This is a genomic window from Pantoea sp. EKM10T (assembly GCF_011800685.1).
In the GTDB taxonomy this organism is placed as follows: domain Bacteria; phylum Pseudomonadota; class Gammaproteobacteria; order Enterobacterales; family Enterobacteriaceae; genus Pantoea; species Pantoea agglomerans.
Genome location: NZ_JAALEU010000002.1, coordinates 193,618 through 212,338, shown reverse-complemented (window position 1 = coordinate 212,338; position 18,721 = coordinate 193,618). Strand labels below are relative to the sequence as shown.

General features: G+C 55.7%; 19 protein-coding genes. 5 read left to right on the top strand and 14 right to left on the bottom strand.

Features of this window, described 5'->3' with window-relative positions:
- Nucleotides 1–27: 27 nt before the first annotated feature.
- The 6 genes from tatE to HFD95_RS04500 form a co-directional block, all read right to left on the bottom strand.
- The gene (gene tatE, locus HFD95_RS04525; protein WP_010671272.1) at nt 28–231 is read right to left on the bottom strand and encodes a twin-arginine translocase subunit TatE; all 204 of its coding nucleotides are present in this window, start codon (nt 229–231) and stop codon (nt 28–30) included.
- Between the two features lie 92 nt (nt 232–323).
- Nucleotides 324–1,094 carry an amino acid ABC transporter ATP-binding protein gene (locus HFD95_RS04520; protein ID WP_060679651.1) on the bottom strand — a complete coding sequence of 257 codons (771 nt, stop codon included), beginning with the start codon at nt 1,092–1,094 and terminating at the stop codon, nt 324–326.
- A complete protein-coding gene (locus HFD95_RS04515; protein ID WP_052271540.1) occupies nt 1,091–2,026 on the bottom strand; it encodes an amino acid ABC transporter permease in 936 nt (311 codons plus the stop codon). The genes HFD95_RS04520 and HFD95_RS04515 overlap by 4 nt, the downstream gene beginning before the upstream one ends.
- A complete protein-coding gene (locus HFD95_RS04510) occupies nt 2,023–2,910 on the bottom strand; it encodes an ABC transporter substrate-binding protein (protein WP_010671270.1) in 888 nt (295 codons plus the stop codon). Before HFD95_RS04510 ends, HFD95_RS04515 begins: the two co-directional genes overlap by 4 nt.
- A gap of 22 nt (nt 2,911–2,932) precedes the next feature.
- Nucleotides 2,933–3,721 carry a deaminated glutathione amidase gene (locus HFD95_RS04505; RefSeq protein ID WP_064689942.1) on the bottom strand — a complete coding sequence of 263 codons (789 nt, stop codon included), beginning with the start codon at nt 3,719–3,721 and terminating at the stop codon, nt 2,933–2,935.
- The gene (locus HFD95_RS04500) at nt 3,721–4,689 is read right to left on the bottom strand and encodes an ABC transporter substrate-binding protein (RefSeq protein WP_033756873.1); all 969 of its coding nucleotides are present in this window, start codon (nt 4,687–4,689) and stop codon (nt 3,721–3,723) included. The genes HFD95_RS04505 and HFD95_RS04500 overlap by 1 nt, the downstream gene beginning before the upstream one ends.
- Before the next feature lie 120 nt (nt 4,690–4,809).
- On the opposite strand from HFD95_RS04500, the gene HFD95_RS04495 reads away from it, so the two are divergent.
- A complete protein-coding gene (locus HFD95_RS04495; RefSeq protein WP_167429900.1) occupies nt 4,810–6,165 on the top strand; it encodes a PLP-dependent aminotransferase family protein in 1,356 nt (451 codons plus the stop codon).
- Here the strand turns inward: HFD95_RS04495 and HFD95_RS04490 are convergent.
- Together HFD95_RS04490 and cspE are read right to left on the bottom strand one after the other, a co-directional pair.
- Nucleotides 6,143–6,574 carry a GNAT family N-acetyltransferase gene (locus HFD95_RS04490; protein WP_010258992.1) on the bottom strand — a complete coding sequence of 144 codons (432 nt, stop codon included), beginning with the start codon at nt 6,572–6,574 and terminating at the stop codon, nt 6,143–6,145. The genes HFD95_RS04495 and HFD95_RS04490 overlap by 23 nt on opposite strands.
- Nucleotides 6,575–6,800: 226 nt before the next feature.
- Nucleotides 6,801–7,010, bottom strand: a complete 210-nt coding sequence (gene cspE / locus HFD95_RS04485) for a transcription antiterminator/RNA stability regulator CspE (RefSeq protein ID WP_006118399.1) — start codon at nt 7,008–7,010, stop codon at nt 6,801–6,803.
- 1,297 nt (nt 7,011–8,307) lie between these two features.
- Between cspE and HFD95_RS04480 the strand changes: the two genes are divergently transcribed.
- Nucleotides 8,308–8,553: a hypothetical protein gene (locus tag HFD95_RS04480; RefSeq protein WP_010258994.1), complete on the top strand. Its 246-nt coding sequence runs from the start codon at nt 8,308–8,310 to the stop codon at nt 8,551–8,553.
- A 190-nt stretch (nt 8,554–8,743) separates the two neighbouring features.
- Here HFD95_RS04480 and gntT read toward each other — a convergent pair whose 3' ends face one another.
- Nucleotides 8,744–10,060, bottom strand: a complete 1,317-nt coding sequence (gene gntT / locus HFD95_RS04475; protein ID WP_010258995.1) for a gluconate transporter — start codon at nt 10,058–10,060, stop codon at nt 8,744–8,746.
- A 291-nt stretch (nt 10,061–10,351) separates the two neighbouring features.
- Between gntT and HFD95_RS04470 the strand changes: the two genes are divergently transcribed.
- Nucleotides 10,352–11,500: an iron-containing alcohol dehydrogenase gene (locus HFD95_RS04470; RefSeq protein WP_167429899.1), complete on the top strand. Its 1,149-nt coding sequence runs from the start codon at nt 10,352–10,354 to the stop codon at nt 11,498–11,500.
- Between the two features lie 165 nt (nt 11,501–11,665).
- On the opposite strand, the gene HFD95_RS04465 is transcribed toward HFD95_RS04470, so the two are convergent.
- The 4 genes from HFD95_RS04465 to HFD95_RS04450 all read right to left on the bottom strand — a co-directional run bounded on the left by HFD95_RS04465 (nt 11,666) and on the right by HFD95_RS04450 (nt 15,973).
- Entirely contained in the window at nt 11,666–12,502 is an 837-nt protein-coding gene (locus HFD95_RS04465; protein ID WP_167429898.1) for a Cof-type HAD-IIB family hydrolase, read from the bottom strand.
- A gap of 102 nt (nt 12,503–12,604) precedes the next feature.
- A complete protein-coding gene (locus HFD95_RS04460) occupies nt 12,605–13,069 on the bottom strand; it encodes an RcnB family protein (RefSeq protein ID WP_010671265.1) in 465 nt (154 codons plus the stop codon).
- A gap of 278 nt (nt 13,070–13,347) precedes the next feature.
- Complete coding sequence (locus HFD95_RS04455) at nt 13,348–14,445, bottom strand: ABC transporter substrate-binding protein (RefSeq protein WP_061704246.1); 1,098 nt, start codon at nt 14,443–14,445, stop codon at nt 13,348–13,350.
- Between the two features lie 241 nt (nt 14,446–14,686).
- Nucleotides 14,687–15,973 carry an HAAAP family serine/threonine permease gene (locus tag HFD95_RS04450; protein WP_010671264.1) on the bottom strand — a complete coding sequence of 429 codons (1,287 nt, stop codon included), beginning with the start codon at nt 15,971–15,973 and terminating at the stop codon, nt 14,687–14,689.
- A gap of 364 nt (nt 15,974–16,337) precedes the next feature.
- On the opposite strand from HFD95_RS04450, the gene HFD95_RS04445 reads away from it, so the two are divergent.
- On the top strand, nt 16,338–16,928 hold the full coding sequence (locus HFD95_RS04445) for a hypothetical protein (RefSeq protein WP_033771112.1): 591 nt from the start codon (nt 16,338–16,340) through the stop codon (nt 16,926–16,928).
- Nucleotides 16,929–17,078: 150 nt separating this feature from the next.
- A complete protein-coding gene (locus HFD95_RS04440; RefSeq protein WP_045140685.1) occupies nt 17,079–18,272 on the top strand; it encodes a zinc-dependent alcohol dehydrogenase in 1,194 nt (397 codons plus the stop codon).
- 65 nt (nt 18,273–18,337) lie between these two features.
- Here HFD95_RS04440 and HFD95_RS04435 read toward each other — a convergent pair whose 3' ends face one another.
- Nucleotides 18,338–18,544 (bottom strand): hypothetical protein, encoded by a 207-nt coding sequence (locus tag HFD95_RS04435; RefSeq protein WP_010259007.1) that lies wholly within the window; start codon nt 18,542–18,544, stop codon nt 18,338–18,340.
- Nucleotides 18,545–18,721: the final 177 nt, after the last annotated feature.

Genomic DNA, 18,721 nt, shown 5'->3' with positions numbered 1-18,721 from the left:
TAACAGTTATTTGCAGCAAATAACCGATTAATCTTTATGAACGACGCGTTCTGCCGGCACGTCTTCAGCCGCAGTTCGGGTTGCGCTGGTATCTTCATCTTTCATGGCTTTTTTAAAGCCCTTGATTGCGGAGCCCAGATCGCCACCCAGTGAGCGCAACTTGTTGGTACCAAAAAGCAGTACGATAAGCGCACCGATAATCAGCAGCTTGGCAATACTGATACCTTCCATATTTAACCTTTCAACTTTATCGAATCACGGTGACTGATATTTACGCGCAGTTTGCCTGCGGCGACAACTGGAATCTGTAACAGAGTAAGATCTCAGATGAAGCGACTCAGGAACGCCTGGGTGCGCGGATGCTGTGGATTCGCGATCACCTCATCAGGCGTGCCCTGCTCCACCACCACCCCCCCATCCATAAAGACCACGCGATCGGCGGCTTCCCGCGCAAAGCTAATCTCATGAGTCACCACGATCATCGTTAATCCCTGGTCGGCAAGGGTACGCATGGTCGCCAGCACTTCGCCCACCAGTTCCGGATCGAGCGCGGAGGTCGGCTCATCAAACAGCATCAGCTGCGGCTTGATCGCCAGCGCCCGCGCAATCGCCACACGCTGTTGCTGTCCGCCCGAGAGGTGACGTGGCCAGGCGTCCGCTTTATCGCTTAACCCCACCGTCGCCAGCAGCGATCGGGCATGGGCCATCGCCTCCTGACGCGGGAATTTATGCACGCCGATGGGCGCTTCAGTGATGTTCTGCAGCACGGTCATATGGGGGTAGAGATTGAACTGCTGAAACACCATGCCAATTTTCTGGCGCTGACGGGCGATCTGGCGTGGCGACAACCGGTGCAGCACATGCCCTTTAAGTACATACCCGATCTGCTCATCGCCGACCCGAATCGATCCGGCGTTCATCTCTTCAAGATGATTGATGCAGCGCAAAAACGTGGATTTACCGGAACCGGACGGCCCGAGGATCACCACTACCTCACCGGGCCAGACATCCAGATCGATCCCTTTCAGAACCTGATTGTCGCCGTAATTTTTCTGCACGTTGCGGGCGCAGACCAGGGGTTCACGCTGACTCATTGCTCCTCCTGCTGGGGTTGCGCGTTAGCGGCGACGGCGGCGCGTCTGGGGGCGCTGGCCACCCGGCGAGTACCACGCGCGTAGTAACGCTCGATGGCGGACTGGCCCAGATTGAGGATCGAGGTGATCAGCAGATACCAGATCACCGCCACCATCAGCATCGGGATGATCTCGAAGGTACGGTTGTAGATCGCCTGCACCGAATAGAGCAGATCGCCCATTGCGATCACGCTGACCAGCGACGTCGCCTTGATCATGCTGATCAGTTGGTTGCCGGTGGGCGGAATAATCGACCGCATCGCCTGAGGAATAATGATGCGCCGCAGCGCCCGTGAACGACTCATGCCAAAGGCCTGGGTAGTCTCTACCTGACCGTTATCCACCGACAGCAGACCGGCGCGAATAATTTCCGCCATATAGGCCGCTTCATTCAGCGCCAGCCCGGCAATAGCAGCTGTCAGCGGCGTAATCAGATCGTTGGTATTCCAGCTGGCCAGCGTGATATCGGTCCACGGCAGCGTCAGCGACAGCGCCGGAAACAGCGTAGAAAGGTTGTACCAGAAGATCAGCTGTACCAGCAGCGGCGTGCCACGAAAGAACCAGATATAGAGTCCGGCAACGCCGCGCAGCAACCGGTTCTCAGAGAGCCGCCAGACACCCAGCAGCAGACCGAGCAGCGTGCCGAGCACCATCGACACCACTGTCAGCCCCAGAGTGACCTGCAACCCTTTGAGCACGGATCCTTCGGTAAACCACTTGAGTACCACCTGCCATTCAAAATTAGGGTTGGTCGCCACCAGCCACAATAGATTGGTGCCGATCACCAGCACTAAAATCCAGCTGATCCAGCGTCCGTAAGTGGGGGCGCTGCGAGCGAACGCCACGTCGCGCAGCTGTGCCTCGCCGCTGTGCAGATGGCGCGGCGGGCTCATTTGCTGGCCTCTTTCGCCAGATTCAGTCCGGGTGCGGTGGTCATGTTGCCCTCAAGCTGCCACTTTTTCATGATGGCCGCATACGTCCCGTTCTGATACAGCTCTTTGTAGGCATCCAGCACCACCTGACCCAGCGGCGAGCCTTTCGGCACCACCGTGCCCTGGAAAATATCGCCAAAGCCGTTTTTCTGCCCTTTGCCCGCCAGCTCAAGTTGCCCTTTCGCCTGATTAACAAAGTAAGTCAGCGGCGCCTGTGATGAGAAGAACGCATCGGAGCGTTTAGAGCGTACCGCCAGAATTGATGAAGGCTGATCGGTAAAGGCCTGCACCGTCACGGCCGGTTTCCCGTCGGCCACACACCGGGCTGACTGCTTACGGATAACCTGTTCCGCAGAGCCAGCGGCCATGACAGCAATGCGCTTGCCGCAGGTGTCGTCCAGCTGATTGATTCTGGCCGGATTGCCCTTCTGCACGCCGAACACCACGAACTCCTGCACAAAATCGATGAAATCCACTTTCTGCTGACGGTCCGGATAATCACCAATCGGCCCAATTGCCAGCTGATAACGACCCGCATTGATGCCGGTGAGTACGCCCGATAAACCACTCACCGTCGCATGCTCGATCTTCACACCCAGCAGTTGTGCCAGTGCAGTCGTTAATTCGGCCGACGCGCCCTCCATTGAGTGCGGGCCATTCACAATTTCATAGGGCGGAAATGAACCGTTATTCACTGAAATCATTTTGCCCGATTTTTTGATCTCATCCGGCAGCCTGTCATGCAGGGCCTGATCAACTTTTTGCACCGGAATAGCGTCGGCAGCCTGCGCCAGGGATGCAGTCAGCCCCAGCGCCACGATTAAGGCGGTTGCTCTCTTCGTCATAATGGATTCCTGGTTCAGCGGATCAGTTGAGTTCGGGACGGGCAAAGCGCCGGTTTTCCAGTACCGGCAGCACCCGGCGGGCATAGGCGACGCGCTCAGGATCGAGATCGGCAAACAGCAGCGCCGGTGATTCCGCCGCATTCGCCACCGCTACGCCCAGCGGATCGACCACCAGACTGTTACCGATATTGCGCGGGCCGCACTCCCCCACCGCCACCATATAGCAGGTGTTTTCCAGCGCGCGGGCGCGGGTCAGCAGTTCCCAGTGCATCTCTTTCAGCGGACCTTTAACCCAGGCGGCAGGCAGCACCAGCACCTCTGCACCATCCAGCACCAGCCGACGCGCCAGCTCAGGGAAGCGCACGTCATAGCAGGTCATTAATCCGACTTTCATACCCGCGACCTCAATCAGCGGCGGAATGACGTGGCCGGGATTCACCCGCTGCGACTCCTGCATCGCAAAGGCATCGTACAGATGCAGCTTTTCATAGGCGGCGATGATCTCACCGTTGCGGATCGCTACCAGCACGTTGAGCGCTTTCTGCTCCCCGGTGGGAACGTGAATGCTCATCATGGTGGTCAGCGCAGTCTGCTTGCTGGCGGCCAGCAGCTGGCTCAGAAAAGGGCCATCCAGCGGCTGCGCCGCCTTCAGCACTAAATCGGGGTCGGCTATATCACGTGCCAGTACCCCTTCCGGCAGTACCAGCAGATCGGCGCCACCTTCTGTCGCCCGCTGCATTAAGTCCAGACAGATACGGGCGTTCTCCTGCCATTCGCGGCTCACCGCAAATTGTCCCAGTGCTACTTTCATCATTTCTCTTCTCCCGCAGCGGCCGGAAACATTGCTTCCGGCGTCAGTACCTGGTGAGTCAGCCCTTGCTCATAGAGCTCGCGACCAAAGTCCGCAATCATCTTTCTGTTAACGCTAAAACCATTCTGATTCCAGTCAGCGGGCAATTCCTGCGCAGTGCGTCGCAAATCGTCCAGCAGCCACGGCGTGGTGTCGGCATATTTCTCTCTTTTCTGCATCCACAGCCGGTAAGAGCGATCGATGACCTCACTTAACGCCGCAGGCAGCCACGGATGCGCCGCCGCCAGTGCCGGTTTCAGCGCCAGAATGTGGATGCCCGGCACATAGCCGACACGATTAAAGTAGTCCCGCTCCGCCTGATAAAAATCGGTCTGCAGCTGACGTAATCCCGAACCCGGCAGGAAAAAGCCCTCCGGCATAAATGGCGTGAAGATGGCATCCAGCTCACCCGCCTGCAGCATCTCTATCAGCGGTCGCTCGTCAGGCGCGGGTTCAATGCGGCCCGGGCGGCCAAATCCCGCCAGCCGATCGACAATCGGATGATCGGCAGTAAGACGACCGGCATACCAGAACACATCATCGATTTCGACGCCTGCTTCACGCAGCACCGTGCGTGTCCAGGTATTGCCCGAATCCTGCCAGCCGGTGACGCCGATTCTCTTACCTTTCAGCTGCGCAGGCGTGGTGATGGGGCTGCTGCTGGTGGTGATAATGCAGCGCTGGCGGAAGCCGCGCATCAGGAAGTGTGGCAGGCCAAGCAGTGTTTCGTCTCCTCTGGCCCGGCCCTGAGCATAGCGGCTGAAGGAGACTTCGCCCGCGTCATAGTCGGGGCTGGTCGCCAGATCATTCACAAGTGTGCCGACGCGGTCGATCTGCAGTTCAAAACCTTCTGGTCTGATATCGCCCAGCGCCAGCGGGGTAAAGTAGTCCCAGTCGCGTACCGCCAGTCTGATGAGTAGCCTTGCCATGATCTCTCCGTTTACGCTGCACCGTCGGGACGGGGCATAAAATAGTGCTTGAATTTGATACTAGATCCGGAATACTTACCTGAACAATCATTAATTTGTTACTGAACAAAGTATTTTCTTATGACAGAGAGCGTCGACCTCAACTGGTTTTGCAGCCAGATAAAATCGCCTTCAGTGAAAGGCATTGCACAGGCAGCCTCCGCGCTGATTCGTGACGGACAGATCGCGACAGGTATGCAGATGCCTGCGGTGCGGGAGATAGCGGAGCAGCTGGGTGTCAGCCCGGCAACCGTTTCTGCTGCCTGGGCGCAACTAAGAAAGCAGAAAGTGCTGGCGGGCAAGGGGCGCAGTGGTGTCTGGGTCAGTAGTAATACGGTGATGCCGCGTCCGATTCGCTTTGAGAAGATCGGCAACTACGGTGATAACATCCGCGCCGATCTGACCCTCGCCGCGCCCGACCCCGCCCTGCTGCCTGACCTGCAGCGTGCGCTGCAGGCGGCCCTGCACTCACCGCAGCTCAACAGCTACACCCGTGAGGCGATTTCCGCGCCGCTGCTTCAGGCGATCGTGCCGCGCTGGCCCTATGCTGCAGAGGCGTTTCTGGCGACAGATGGCGGTTTTGACGCGATGAATCTGCTGGTGCAAACCCTGGTCTCGCCGGGAGACCGCGTGATTATTGAAGATCCGACCGCGACCCGGCTGCTCGATATACTGGATAACGTCGGCGCAGAGATTCTGCCGCTGGCGTGTGATGATCAAGGCCCGCTGCCAGAGGTTCTTTCTCTTCTGCTGGAGCAGGCACCGGTAATGTTGATCTATCAGCCCCGCACCCACTCGGCCACCGGGAACAGCATCAGCCCGGCGCGTCGTCAGGCAATGGCGCAGGTTCTGCAACAGAGCAACACACTGATCGTTGAGGATGATGGTATTGGCGATCTCTCCGCGGAGGCGAGCTGGAGCCTGGGTTCAATCTTTCCTGAGCGCACGCTGCACATCCGTTCGTTTTCCAAAGCCTATGGACCGGATCTGCGACTGGCAGTGCTCTCTGCCACCTCGGAGATGGTCAGGCGCATTCAGTCATGGCGAAATTTTGGCGTCAGCTGGACCAGCCGCATTCTGCAGGATGCGGTGGCGTGGCTGCTGGAGGATGAGGAAACGCAACGGCAGATCGCCACCGCACGCGCGACCTACCGGCAACGGCGTGAAGCGTTGCTCGCGGCGCTGGCACAGCGTGGACTTGATCTGCCGCTTCGCGACGGATTAAGCCTCTATATTCCGGTGACTTCAGAGCAGTTTGCCATGATCACGCTGGCTGCCCGCGGTATTGCGGTCGTGCCAGGCGAGCGCTGTCGGCTCGGCCCAACCCAATTTATTCGCGTCAGTATCGCCAGCCTCAGGGATGAACAGCGGGAGATGATTGCCGGGGCGCTGGTCATCGCCAGCGGACGGGAATTTAACTCGCTTGCAGATCTTTGATGAGATAACAGGGGGATTCAACATAGCCTTCGCGGGCGTAGAACTGGTTCGCCTTGAGACGTGACTGATGGCAATGGACTTCCATACGATCGCAGCCACGACGAGCCGCCAGCATTTCGGCATGCTGAATCAGCTGCTGGCCGACGCCTTTACTGCGCTCACCTTCTGCAATGCAGAAATAGCTGATGCGGGCGAAATCACCGGCCAGCGCCAGCTGAGGAATAAAATGTAAGGAGAGAAACCCCAGCACCTGACTGCCATGTTCAGCCACCAACAGCGCTTCACTGGGATCGCTGCATAACTGCGCCAGGCGCTGTTCAATAAAGCTTTCAGTGCCGCCGTAGCCTAACTCGCTCAGTAATGCACTCAACGCAAAACTGTCTTTCAACTCTGCCTGACGTATGTTCATCCTGCCTCCTCACTCACCGGGTTCTGTCGCACAGTTATATAGCGTCGCAAGCCAAAAAGCTGCATATCGGGTTGTTATAAATATGTTACGGTTATTTAGTGTGAACCGCCGCGCAGTTTGTGCGGCAACACGCCGAGAGTGAGAGTACGACAGGGGGGATGAAGCGCAGATTACAGCCATAAAAAAACCCGCCATAAGGCGGGTTTTTAGAATTCTGACTGTTAACTTACAGACTGATAACGTTAGCAGCAGATGGGCCTTTAGCGCCGTCGGTGATTTCAAACTCTACGCGCTGACCTTCAGCCAGAGTTTTGAAGCCGTTGCTCTGGATTGCAGAGAAATGTACGAATACATCTTTGCTGCCATCTTCAGGAGTAATGAAACCGAATCCTTTAGATTCATTAAACCACTTAACGTTACCTTTGATCTTAGACATCTATATTACCTTTACATGAAAAATGGACACTAAACTGTGTCGGGGTCTAGTACAGCAATTGCTGAGGGATTTGTCCAGCATGATTTGATGAAAAAGTGATAAATATCGACATTCTGTACATCCATCACACTTTCCTGCTTTTCGACTTGCGAAACATCGCTCAACGCGTATCAGGCGCAGAGCGGGTATCGGTCGCTAACCTGCTGGAAACGAAACCCTTTTTAATTTTAAGCGGTTACGTTACTGACGTTAAAAAGAAAAATCTGATTAAGATATATTCCTGTTCTTAATGACGTTTACGCCGCTAAAAGGACATTTTTTTTCTATCATCCAGACGGTAAGTCCCATGACCTTAAACCCGTTTTTCTGCTTTTTCAGGCCTGCGTCCTGCCAGTGGCTATTTATTGTACGATAAATCTTAAATTCACTGGCGCAGATCCCGCTCCCTCGCCAAAAAAAATGAGTCGGCTGTGCCATTATCATCAGTCATGGCAGGCTATTCGCGGATATTTTAGCCAACAACTAATAAACACTGATCTGGATCAATGAAATGCTTTTTAGTGGCCGAATGCGCATTTGGCAACAAACAATCAAAAGCATAAGAAACTACTTTTCTTATCGCAGTGCGAAATAATATTGCCGCGCAATAGATAAAGTCCGCTTAACCTGTCAGGCACAGGCATCCGTTAATGCTGAGTAAAAGGAGGGTGAGACACAGGATGGTGATGAAGATACGTTGCGGTCAATGTGGAAGCGCCCGATTCGTTTTTACTGATTACCGCGAGGGCCAGCGAAACTTTCATGGTGCCTGCTGCGCATACTGTAAGAAACCTCTGGGCTCACAGGATCTGCTGCCCAATACGCCGATGGATCCCATTACAGACGCTCTGTTGGCCAGCCAGAAAACATTGCGGGCACCTGATTAGGTGCCCGCTGTTGCTGAAGCGTTAACAGATATCAGAAAATCAGTTTGAACACCCCTGTCAGGGTCAGTAAGCCAACGATAAAAATGATCGCAATAATCCACAGAATAATTTTCATTTCCTTTCCCCTCACCAATTAAACACTTTTCCTGTAAGCATTATAGACAGGAAAATGCGCCCTGCCGCTTCACTTACGGCTCAACTGGTCATAAGTTCATCAACCCTGAGCTTTATTTAAATTCTGAGATAACGATCGCAACACCACTTTTTAACGGCTCTCTTTTTTCGTTTTACAGAACACTCCTGGCTAAAATTTAGGCGGCAAGGCAGGCCTCAAGAGTGATGAGATTGAAAATGAGTCGCGAGGAGATCTTATGAGCACGATTAATACCAGCATGGGCCGCTACAGCCTCAAGGCAAAAAACAGCGGTAACCACATCAAAGGGACTTTCGCCATCAACGATGAAGGCGGCACGCAGCTCTCTCTGCAGGAGTTTGACGAGCACTACCTTGATGATGTGGTGAATAACGTTATCTACCCCGTTACCGGTGGCAACCGTGACATTGCACATGCGCTGCGGGAACAGATGGTGAAAGCCGGTTTTGAACCGCCTCATTAACGTGGCAGATTCAGACTGAATCTTCTCTGTCAGGCCGCACCTTGCGGCCTTTTTTATGCTGTCTGTCCCGCACATCCCGGTTTAACCGGCAACAGGGGCAGCAAGCGCGACGGGATGTTCAAAGCTCAAAGAGGCAGCGGGAGAGACGCGAAAGCAGAGAGCCGCTGGCAGGCTTGCCAGCGGCCAGAAGTTAAATCGCCCAGGAGAGCAGAAGGCAACCCACCAGACCACAGACCGAAATAATGGTTTCCAGCGCCGACCAGGAGCGGATGGTTTCGCCAATCGTCAGGTTGAAATACTCTTTGAACAGCCAGAAGCCCGGGTCATTAACGTGCGAGAAGATCACGCTGCCGGACCCTACGGCGATGACCATCAGTTCCGGGCTGGCGCCGCTGGTAACAATCAGCGGTGCCACAATTCCCCCGGCGGTAATGGCCGCTACCGTGGCAGAACCCAGAGCAATACGCAGCACCGCGGCAATCGACCAGGCCATAAAGATTGGCGACAGCTGAGTAGAATGCATCATGCTGGCAATGTATTTATCCACGCCGCTGTCCACCAGCACCTGTTTGAAGGCACCGCCACCGCCGATGATCAACAACATCATGGCGATGATTTTGATCGAGTCGGTCAGGGTATCCATGACCTGTTCCATCGTGCGACCGCGATTCAGTCCAAAGGTGAAGATTGCAATCAGCACCGCAATCAGTGTCGCCATCACCGGGTCGCCAAAGAACTCCGCATAGGGCAGCAGCACATGGCCTTTAGGCAGCAGCATCTCTGCCACCGCACGCAGCGCCATCAGCACCACAGGTACCAGTGCCGTCCAGACGCTGACGCCAAACCCAGGCATTTCCGCCTCGGTAAAGGTTTTCGGGTTATAGAGACCCTCAGGAATCGGTTTGTCGATGCCTTTCAGGAAGCGGGCGTAGACCGGACCCGCCAGAATCACCGTAGGAATACCCAGCAGCGTACCAAACAGCAGCGTTTTACCCATGTCAGCGTTAAACAGCGTCGCGATTGCGGTCGGGCCAGGATGCGGCGGAAGAAAGCCGTGCGTCACTGACAGGGCAGCCGCCATCGGCACCCCGACATAGAGCAGCGGCACACGTGCCGACGCCGCAACGCTGAACACCAGCGGCAGCATCAGTACAAAGCCGACTTCATAGAACAGCGCAAATCCGACGATAAAACCGGTCAGCACCAGCGCCCACTGAATATGCTTAGTGCCGAATTTTTCAATCAGGGTGGTGGCAATACGCTGCGCACCGCCGCAGTCGGCCAGCAATTTACCGAGCATGGCACCAAAGCCCATGATCAGCGCCAGGCTGCCCAGTGTGCCACCCACGCCCGCTTTGATTGAGGTAATCACTTTATTAACCGGCATGCCCTGCATCACACCGACCGCCAGCGCCACCAGGATCAGCGCGATAAATCCATTAAGCTTAAAGCGAATCATCAGCAGCAGCAGTAACGCGACGCCAATCGCCACATAGAGTAATGGCATAGCTTTTCTCCACCTTGTGCACTGAACATCATTCAGTGTCGGTTTATTATCATGATCCCCTGAGGGCTACAAAACAGTGCGCTGTAAGATGTTTACACATCCCGACAAACGCTGTTACCGATAACATGTTAAGGGTAACATCAGCAGGAAAGCACCACCCCGCCGGGGGTGAATTTCTGTTTTGCGAAGGTGATCAACTTTTTGCCAATGCGTTATCAGAAAGTTTGCCAGTCCCGGCGCCTTGCTTTTCGTTACACTCAGATTTTAGCGAAATGTAAAAAGGATGCGCTGGTGAGTGAGAACCTGAGTGAGCTGTACAGTAATCAACGAACCCTCTTTGGCCGGGGCAGCCTGGATAAACTGGTGCCGCTGCTGGCCGCCCGGTCACAGCCTACTCTGCTGTTTTGTGGACAATCTTTTCTGCAAGGCCCCGCATATGCCCGGCTAAAAGCCGGACTCAACGATCATATTATTGGCTATGAAATTGTCAGTCATGAAGCCTCACCCGCCGAGATCGATGGCTGGGTTGCGCGCTGGCGCGGTCATGTCGATCGGGTCGTCGCGATTGGCGGCGGGAGCGTGCTGGATGCGGCGAAAGCGTTTAGTGCGATGGTACAACATCCGTTGCCAACCGCCCGCTATCTGGAAAAAGTGGGCGACACCGCGGTTCAGCCCATCACGTTGCCGCTGATTGCTATCCCGACTACCGCCGGTACCGGCAGTGAAGTGACGCAAAATGCGGTGGTGACTGATCAGCGTGACATTCAGATAAAAGCGTCACTGCGCCACCCGGTCTTTGTGCCGGAGGTGGCAATTCTCGATGCCGATCTGCTGAAAGGTGCGCCTGACCGGGTGCTGGCAACCTGCGGTATTGATGCGTTTACCCACCTGTTCGAAGCATATCTCTCCAGCAAAGGCAACCTCTTTACCCGACAGCTGGCGCTGACCGGCCTGCGTCAGTTTGTTCAGGCCTGGCCTGCCCTTAATCGTGAGGATGCTGCTGGCGACGCGGCACGGGAAGCGATGATGATGGCGTCGTGGCTGGGCGGTGTCAGTCTCAGCAGTGCGGGTCTGGGGGTGATCCACGGTATTGCAGGGGAACTGGGCGCGATAAAGCCGTTCCATCACGGTGAAGTGTGCGGACGTCTGCTGTTTCCGTTCCTGGATCTATTGTCCGAAAGCGAACAGCCACTGCAGCGTAAGCTGATGGCGGAACTGCACCCGCAGCTCTTCAGCGAAACTACGGACTCACCGGCGCAGTTTCTGAAACAGTGGCTGCAGCAGCAGGCGATCACCCCATTCTGGCAGGATGGCCCTTCACTGAGCCGCGCCGAGGTGGAGTGGATTCTGGCGCGAGCCAACAGCAAAAATTCGCTGGTGAATTACAGCCGCGAACAGATGCAGATGATGATCGCGCAGGCCTGGGAAATCACGGCGTGATCAGGAGCCGCGTTGCCCGCATTCGCTGACCAGGCACAACCGGGCCTGCCAGCCTCGCCCGGCTTTGCTGCTCCTCAGCGCTATCCTCTTGCACCCGCTCTCTGAGCCAGGCGGCTGGCTGAATCACGGCGCTAACCGCCCTGGCTTAATCGCAGCGCCAGACGGCTAAGCCTGCATGGCGCTAAAAGGCCCCTCACCTGCCAGCATCTGCTCAATCACCTGCAGCACGCCCTGCTCGTTGTTAGAAGGCGCGGCATAGCGTGCCGCCTGTTTCACCCGCTGTGGCGCGTTGTCCATGGCAAAACTGAAGCCAGACTGTCTGAGCATCTCCAGATCGTTACCGCCATCACCAAAGGCCAGCACCTGGTCATGCGAGATCCCCCAGCGTTGTGCCAGCAGATCCAGACCGTGCGCTTTATGATTCCCCGGCACGATCAAATCCACCGAGCCGTGACCGCTTGAGGTCGCTGCCACACGCCCCTGATGCAGACGTTCAATATCCGCCATCAGTGGCTCGATATAGTCATCAGAGAGATTCAGCGCGAACTTAAACAGCCGGTCATGCTGCACCTCATCCAGATGATGAATCGGCTTCAGCCGGTGACAGTAATGGCGCATCTTCTTCAGCCAGTTTTCTTCCATGCCGTCGAAGTACCATGCGCTCTCCCGGCCACACAGCAGGTAACGCAGACCCGGATAGTCGCCGTTTTGCAGGGTATCGATTACCGCTTCAACATCGCGGCGTTCAAAGGCACCGCAAAACAGTTCCTCATCACGATCGATAATCCATGCGCCGTTTTCGGCTACAAAGGCGATATCGCTGGCGCTCTCCGGGAAGAAGGATTTGAGCTGGTAATACTGATTGCCGCTGGCCACCACAAATTTGATGTCACGGGCGGTGAGTTGCTGATAGCAGTCGAGAAAGCGGGATCGATTGTACTGCTTGTTATCGTCCAGAAAGGTGCCATCCATATCTACCGCAACCATCTTAACCGTCGTCATCATGACTCCTTACACAGGGAATTTTCAGCGTGGAGTGTCAGGATAGCCGCTGGCGCAGCAAAACGGAAAGAAAGAGGGATGGCCGCAGCCATCCCCTGGGGATCAGTTCAGGGCGCTGTTCAGCACCAGCGCAGTAATTACCCCGGTTGCGGCAGCAATCAGCACATAGTTGCCGTCGATGTTTGCCCAGTGATAACCGCGTGGCGGTTCACGCAGACCACGTTCATGCCAGTCGGCTACGCGGTAATGGTCGCCGCGGTACGCCTGCGGGACAGGATGCCCGCGACGGAAGTCGTGCCCCTGCCAGGCGAAATGGTCGCGGTCATTACGTGCCTCTCTGCCCCGACCGTTGTTGTCCTGATCCGGGCGATGATTGACGCTGTCATGACGGTTGTTGCCACGCTCCTGATTCTGGTCAGAACCGCGATTGTCAGCACGATGGTCACCGTTCTGATGCGGCACAGGCTTGCGGTGCGCGTCATCACGATCGTCTGCCCGTGAGGCCTGAGAAAAGAGTGTGCTGCATGTCAAAAGTGAAGCGATAAGCGTTAATGTTGTTTTTTTCATGATACTGCCTCCGAAAATAACGGCTGTTCAGGCACCGTTGATCGGCATCATGGCAATAATTGTGGCGGGAGACATCTGTAAAAGTCTTAAAATCCGGTAACTTACACACTATTACGCTTGCTTATCGCTTTCTTAACACAGGACATGCGATGACAACGTTGCTGACGCAATCCAGAGGTTAACCGGGCAACCTGCGCTGTCTGATAATCACGCTCTGGTTGACGGATGATGGCCGATGAAAAGTCAGGATGCTGAAACGCACCCTGACATTTTTGCGGTTATGGCGTGCTGAGGATCACTGGCGCATCCGGTAACCCGGTAAAGTGCGTCACGATGTGGTGGTAATCAGCCGTCGGGTCCAGATCGCGGAACACTTCCGGATAGAGATCTTTTGCCAGAATTTCCATGCCGATAATGTTGTAAGGGTGATTATAAAAATGGTGATAAACGCCATACACCCGTTTCTGTTTCACCGGTTCGATCTGCTCCAGACCGGTGCGGCTCTGCAGGCGGTTAAAGGTGGCGGTCACGTCGGTCTGACTCGCACCGTAACCAAACGGCAGAACGTTACTGTTCGGGCGTTTAGAGCCGGTCATGATATAGACGTCCGGCTTCATGGCGATAATCTTCTCCAGTGACACAAATCCTGAGCTGCCGGGCAGCAGTGCAGAACCGATATTCTTGCCACCGACCGCTTCCACCAGCGCGCCCCAGCCGTTATGACCGTGGGTAAAGCAGCAGTTGTCGCTGTTACCGGCAATCGGTTCAATAAACACGGTTGGCTTGTGGGACACCTGCGCAATCTTCTGCTGAAGCATCTGCCAGCGCTGCTGGTAAAAATCGGCGTAGGCTTTCGCCTCGGCTTCGCGATTCAGAACGGTGCCCAGCACTTTCACGCTCTTCAGGGTGTTCTCTTTCGGATGAAGTTCAACATCAAGGAACAGCACCGGGATATGGAGATTTTTCAGGGTGGCGAGCACGCCTGACTGCGTCAGGGCCGGTTTGGCGCGCAGTTGCGCAATCATCAGATCGGGCTGCTTCGCCAGCACGCTCTCCAGATTGACCTGCCCCTGATCGTTAAAGCCCATATCAACAATCGATGCCGCCTGCGGCCAGCGCTGCTTCAGCAGGTCCCAGGTCTGGGTATCCTGCTTTTTCGGCAGGTTGTTCCAGGCAACGACACGCTGAAACGGGTTCTGGCGATCCAGTAATGCCAGCGCCATCACGTCACGCCCATCCTGTAAAATCACATGCTGCGGCTCTTTTTGCAGCGTAATTTTCTGACCATCCATATCGGTCACCGTGACCGGATAGGTGGTAGCCGCACAGGCGGTTGACAGTAAAAGTGTGGTGGCAGCAACTATCCCGATTTTCATTTTTCTCCTGTCCTTTTAGGGAATAATAATTATTCGCGTTAACTCTACCATGCTGATAAGTACCAAATGTAACTATTGCTAACCAGATGCGTCTGAGAGGCGGCATTAACAACGCGGCAGCGGGCTTAAATCAGGGAGCGATATCGCTGAATACGTGGAGGTGCACGGAGAGAATGGCGAAGGGCGGGCAGAATGGCAGGCGCATCCCAGGGGGATTGAGATGCGCCTGTTGCGCTAAGTGTTACTTCACCAGCGAATAGAAGATTGCGGAGATGGCAATAAGTCCGATCAGCACGACAAACAGATTGCTGATGTGACCGCTGTACTTCCGCATCGCGGGTACCTTCTGGATAGCGTACATCGGCATCAGGAACAGAATCATCGCAATGACCGGCCCGCCAAGCGTCTCAATCATGCCGAGAATATTGGGATCCAGCGTTGCCACCAGCCAGGTCGTCAGCAGCATAAAGAGTCCAGTCAGGCGATTCAGTCTGGCGGGCGCGATGGTTTTGCCGCGACTGCGCAGCGCCTTATTAACCATGCCGTTAAATCCTTCGCGCGCGCCAAGATAGTGACCGAGAAACGATTTCGTGATCGCCACAATGGCAATCAGCGGTCCCAGCCAGGCGATCATCGGCACCTTAAAATGGTTCGCCAGATAGGAAAGAATGGTGATGTTCTGCGCCTTGGCGGCGTGTAAATCTTCAGGCGACAGGCTCAGCACGCAGCTGAAGACAAAGAACATCACCGTCACCACCATCATCAGGTGCGAGCAGGCCAGAATGCGCGAACACTTTTTCTCTGCGGCATCGCCATACTCTTCCCGCTTTGCCAGCGCGAATGAAGAGATGATCGGCGAGTGATTAAAGGAGAAGACCATCACCGGAATCGCCAGCCACAGCGTCATCCACAGGCTGCTGCCCGCGGGCTGAACGTTCAGGGTCGAAAGCACAGCGCCATGCCAGTGCGGGATCAGATAGCAGGCCATCAGCATCAGCACCGCCACAAAGGGATAAACCAGCACGCTCATCGCTTTGACAATCATCTTCTCGCCGAAACGCACAATGGTCATCAGTCCGACAATCAGCAGCAGCGACAGCAGCACACGCGGTGGCGGCACCAGGCCGAGCTGATTCACCATCAGGCTCTCAACCGTGTTGGTGATCGCTACGCTGTACATCAGCAGAATCGGGTAGATAGCGAAGAAATAGAGCAGCGTAATCAGCTTGCCCGCACCAACGCCAAAATGCTCCTCGACCACCTCGGTGATATCCCCGGCCGGATTTTTACCGGAGAGAACGAATCGGGTCAGGGCGCGGTGCGCAAAAAAGGTCAGCGGAAACGCCAGTATCGCCATGATGATCAGCGGGATCAGCCCGCCGACGCCAGCATTGATAGGCAGGAACAGCACACCCGCCCCAATCGCCGTGCCGTATAAACCCAGCATCCACATGGTGTCGGTTTTACGCCATCCCGTATCGACGTCACTCTCAAGCGCGCCCAGCGTGCCAGTTTGCGTGGTTTTCATCAGATCTTCCGTTTTAAAAGCCGCCAGTAACCTGAGCCGTCAGGCAGGCAAATGTCCGCCCCACTCTGCGCCTCAGCTGCAACCGGATCAGTCAACGTGATGCTGACCCGCCCGTGCATAGGTAATCGATTGCGTGCGCCACTTTTTACACTACCTGACGATAAAAGTTCAAGCCGTGCAGATAAACACGCATGGATTGCTGAAAAAACCGTCAGGTTGTGCAAAGTGACTGCGCGGCGATCATGCCATCTTTGTGGCAGTTTTACCGCCCCTAAAAAGGTGATCCCTGTAACGGTTCAGCGCAACGGGCTACGCTTAAACAGATTCTGTCGCGATTACGCCGACAGGCGCACAGGAGAAGAGAATGAAAATTGCCTGCCTCGGATGGGGATCGTTAATCTGGAAAGCTGGCGCACTGCCGGTGGCCAGTCAGTGGCATCATGATGGTCCTGAGCTCCCGATTGAGTTTGTGCGCATCGCTGACGGCGGCGAGCTGTCGACCGCGATCTGCCTTAACGCCAGCCCGGTGCCGGTGTACTGGGCCTGGCTGAATACCGCCTCACTTGAGAGCGCCTGCCGCGCATTGCGCCTGCGTGAGGCCATTCCGGACAGCCGCATCGATGGCATCGGGATGATGACGGTGACAGCGACCTCCGCAGGTCCACTGGCAGAGTGGGCTAAGACCAAAGGCATAGAAGGTCTGATCTGGACCGGTCTGCCTGCCCGCATGGCGGGTGTCGAAGGCCAGATCCCGACGCTGGACGACGCGCGGCACTATCTGCAGCAACTCACCGGTGAAACGCGTGAGCATGCCTGGCACTACATCGAACAGGTTCCGGCACAAATCGACACGGTTTATCGTCGTGCGTTTGCCGACCTCGCTCTCTGGCAACCCGACACCCGAGCCGTGACGGTCGCCACAACGCAGGTGCAGCCGCCCTGTCAGCCCGGCTGAAACTGACCAGCCGGCTGCACCGCTCTGCTTACTCCTTAAAGGATTACTACACTTCAGGCAGGTTTCGATTTCAGGTTTCCTGAGTCTTTCCCGTGCGTGGCCACGCCTTCTGGTCTGGCCGCCGTCCCCTAATCATCAGGAGATGAACAGATGAAAGCATTAACTTATCACGGCCCCCATAAAGTCAGCGTCGATAACGTTCCCGATCCCGGTCTGGAAGCCGCAGATGACATTATTCTGCGTGTGACCGCTACCGCCATTTGCGGTTCAGACCTGCACCTTTACCGCGGCAAAATTCCCGGTACCGGGCACGGAGATATCTTTGGTCATGAGTTTATGGGCGAAGTGGTTGAGACAGGCAGCGCAGTGACCGCCGTGGCCAAAGGCGATCGGGTGGTGATCCCGTTTGTTATCGCCTGTGGCGACTGTTTTTTCTGCCTGATGAGCCAGTATGCTGCCTGTGAAAATACCAACAGCGGACGGGGTGCCATCCTGAACCGGAAAAACATCACGCCGCCCGCGGCCCTGTTTGGTTTCAGCAAACTCTATGGCGGTGTGCCCGGTGGACAGGCGGAATATGTCCGGGTGCCAAAAGCCAATACCGGCCCGTTTAAAGTGCCGTCGGTACTGTCGGATGAGAAAGTGCTGTTCCTGTCAGACATTCTGCCCACCGCGTGGCAGGCGGTGAAAAACGCCGAGGTGAAACCTGGCTCCAGCCTGGCGATTTTCGGTGCCGGACCGGTTGGCCTGCTCAGTGCCGCCTGCGCCCGACAGCAGGGTGCCGAACAGATCTACATGATCGACCACAACAACTACCGCTTAAACTTTGCCCGCGAGCGCTACGGTGTTATCCCGATTAACTTCGATGAGATCGATGACCCGGCCGGCTGGATTATCGAACACAGCACCGGCAATCGCGGTGTGGATGCGGTGATTGATGCAGTAGGATTCGAGGCAAAAGGCAGCATGACCGAAACCGTGCTCACCAATCTCAAACTGGAAGGCAGCAGCGGTAAAGCGTTGCGTCAGTGTATTGCCGCAGTAAGGCGTGGCGGTATCGTCAGCGTGCCGGGCGTTTACGCCGGATTCATTCACGGCTTCCTGTTTGGTGACGCCTTTGACAAAGGGCTGACCTTTAAGATGGGACAGACCCACGTACACGCTTATCTGCCCGACCTGCTGAAGCTGATCGAACAGGGCCATCTGACGCCGGAAGAGATTGTGACCCACCATCTGCCGCTGGAAGATGCTGCGCGTGGCTACGATATTTTCGCCAAACGCGAAGAGGAGTGCCGCAAGGTGATTCTGGTGCCTGGCATGGCAGCGACACAGGCCACAATATAATTTCACAACGGGTCTGAAACGCTTACCCCCTGGCTCCCCGGCCGTTCTTCGCCGGGGATCTCATCTCAGAACGGCTTGCGTTGCAGGCTGCTTCGCCACTCCCGCCTCTCCAGCAGATGTTCATCCGGCGAATCCGCCGTATCAACCTGACTGCCCTGCTCCAGCCATCGCGCACTGCGTGAATGGGGATGACTTTCGCTGATCACCTGTTGTGAAAACGCGCCAAACGATAACAGCAAAAACAGTAATGCACTGGCCAGCCTCACTTTCATACGCACACCTCTTTGGTAACGGTGCCGCTATGCTGCCCGAAGGGTTTTCATTTTCTGTCAGTAACAGGCAAAGTTATGTGGTAAGCGGGAACAAGCTGCGACGGGTTTAACCGCGGTTCAGGATAGTCCGTCAGCCCGGCATCATAAGTTCCCCAGCTAACCGTCCGTTTTCTTTCA

What these genes read in the sequence shown, in the direction of transcription:
- tatE (WP_010671272.1), bottom strand. Translation starts at nt 231, where the DNA reads ATGGAAGGTATCAGTATTGCCAAGCTGCTGATTATCGGTGCGCTTATC.
- HFD95_RS04520 (WP_060679651.1), bottom strand. Translation starts at nt 1,094, where the DNA reads ATGAGTCAGCGTGAACCCCTGGTCTGCGCCCGCAACGTGCAGAAAAAT.
- HFD95_RS04515 (WP_052271540.1), bottom strand. Translation starts at nt 2,026, where the DNA reads ATGAGCCCGCCGCGCCATCTGCACAGCGGCGAGGCACAGCTGCGCGAC.
- HFD95_RS04510 (WP_010671270.1), bottom strand. Translation starts at nt 2,910, where the DNA reads ATGACGAAGAGAGCAACCGCCTTAATCGTGGCGCTGGGGCTGACTGCA.
- HFD95_RS04505 (WP_064689942.1), bottom strand. Translation starts at nt 3,721, where the DNA reads ATGAAAGTAGCACTGGGACAATTTGCGGTGAGCCGCGAATGGCAGGAG.
- HFD95_RS04500 (WP_033756873.1), bottom strand. Translation starts at nt 4,689, where the DNA reads ATGGCAAGGCTACTCATCAGACTGGCGGTACGCGACTGGGACTACTTT.
- HFD95_RS04495 (WP_167429900.1), top strand. Translation starts at nt 4,810, where the DNA reads ATGACAGAGAGCGTCGACCTCAACTGGTTTTGCAGCCAGATAAAATCG.
- HFD95_RS04490 (WP_010258992.1), bottom strand. Translation starts at nt 6,574, where the DNA reads ATGAACATACGTCAGGCAGAGTTGAAAGACAGTTTTGCGTTGAGTGCA.
- cspE (WP_006118399.1), bottom strand. Translation starts at nt 7,010, where the DNA reads ATGTCTAAGATCAAAGGTAACGTTAAGTGGTTTAATGAATCTAAAGGA.
- HFD95_RS04480 (WP_010258994.1), top strand. Translation starts at nt 8,308, where the DNA reads ATGAGCACGATTAATACCAGCATGGGCCGCTACAGCCTCAAGGCAAAA.
- gntT (WP_010258995.1), bottom strand. Translation starts at nt 10,060, where the DNA reads ATGCCATTACTCTATGTGGCGATTGGCGTCGCGTTACTGCTGCTGCTG.
- HFD95_RS04465 (WP_167429898.1), bottom strand. Translation starts at nt 12,502, where the DNA reads ATGACGACGGTTAAGATGGTTGCGGTAGATATGGATGGCACCTTTCTG.
- HFD95_RS04460 (WP_010671265.1), bottom strand. Translation starts at nt 13,069, where the DNA reads ATGAAAAAAACAACATTAACGCTTATCGCTTCACTTTTGACATGCAGC.
- HFD95_RS04455 (WP_061704246.1), bottom strand. Translation starts at nt 14,445, where the DNA reads ATGAAAATCGGGATAGTTGCTGCCACCACACTTTTACTGTCAACCGCC.
- HFD95_RS04450 (WP_010671264.1), bottom strand. Translation starts at nt 15,973, where the DNA reads ATGAAAACCACGCAAACTGGCACGCTGGGCGCGCTTGAGAGTGACGTC.
- HFD95_RS04445 (WP_033771112.1), top strand. Translation starts at nt 16,338, where the DNA reads ATGAAAATTGCCTGCCTCGGATGGGGATCGTTAATCTGGAAAGCTGGC.
- HFD95_RS04440 (WP_045140685.1), top strand. Translation starts at nt 17,079, where the DNA reads ATGAAAGCATTAACTTATCACGGCCCCCATAAAGTCAGCGTCGATAAC.
- HFD95_RS04435 (WP_010259007.1), bottom strand. Translation starts at nt 18,544, where the DNA reads ATGAAAGTGAGGCTGGCCAGTGCATTACTGTTTTTGCTGTTATCGTTT.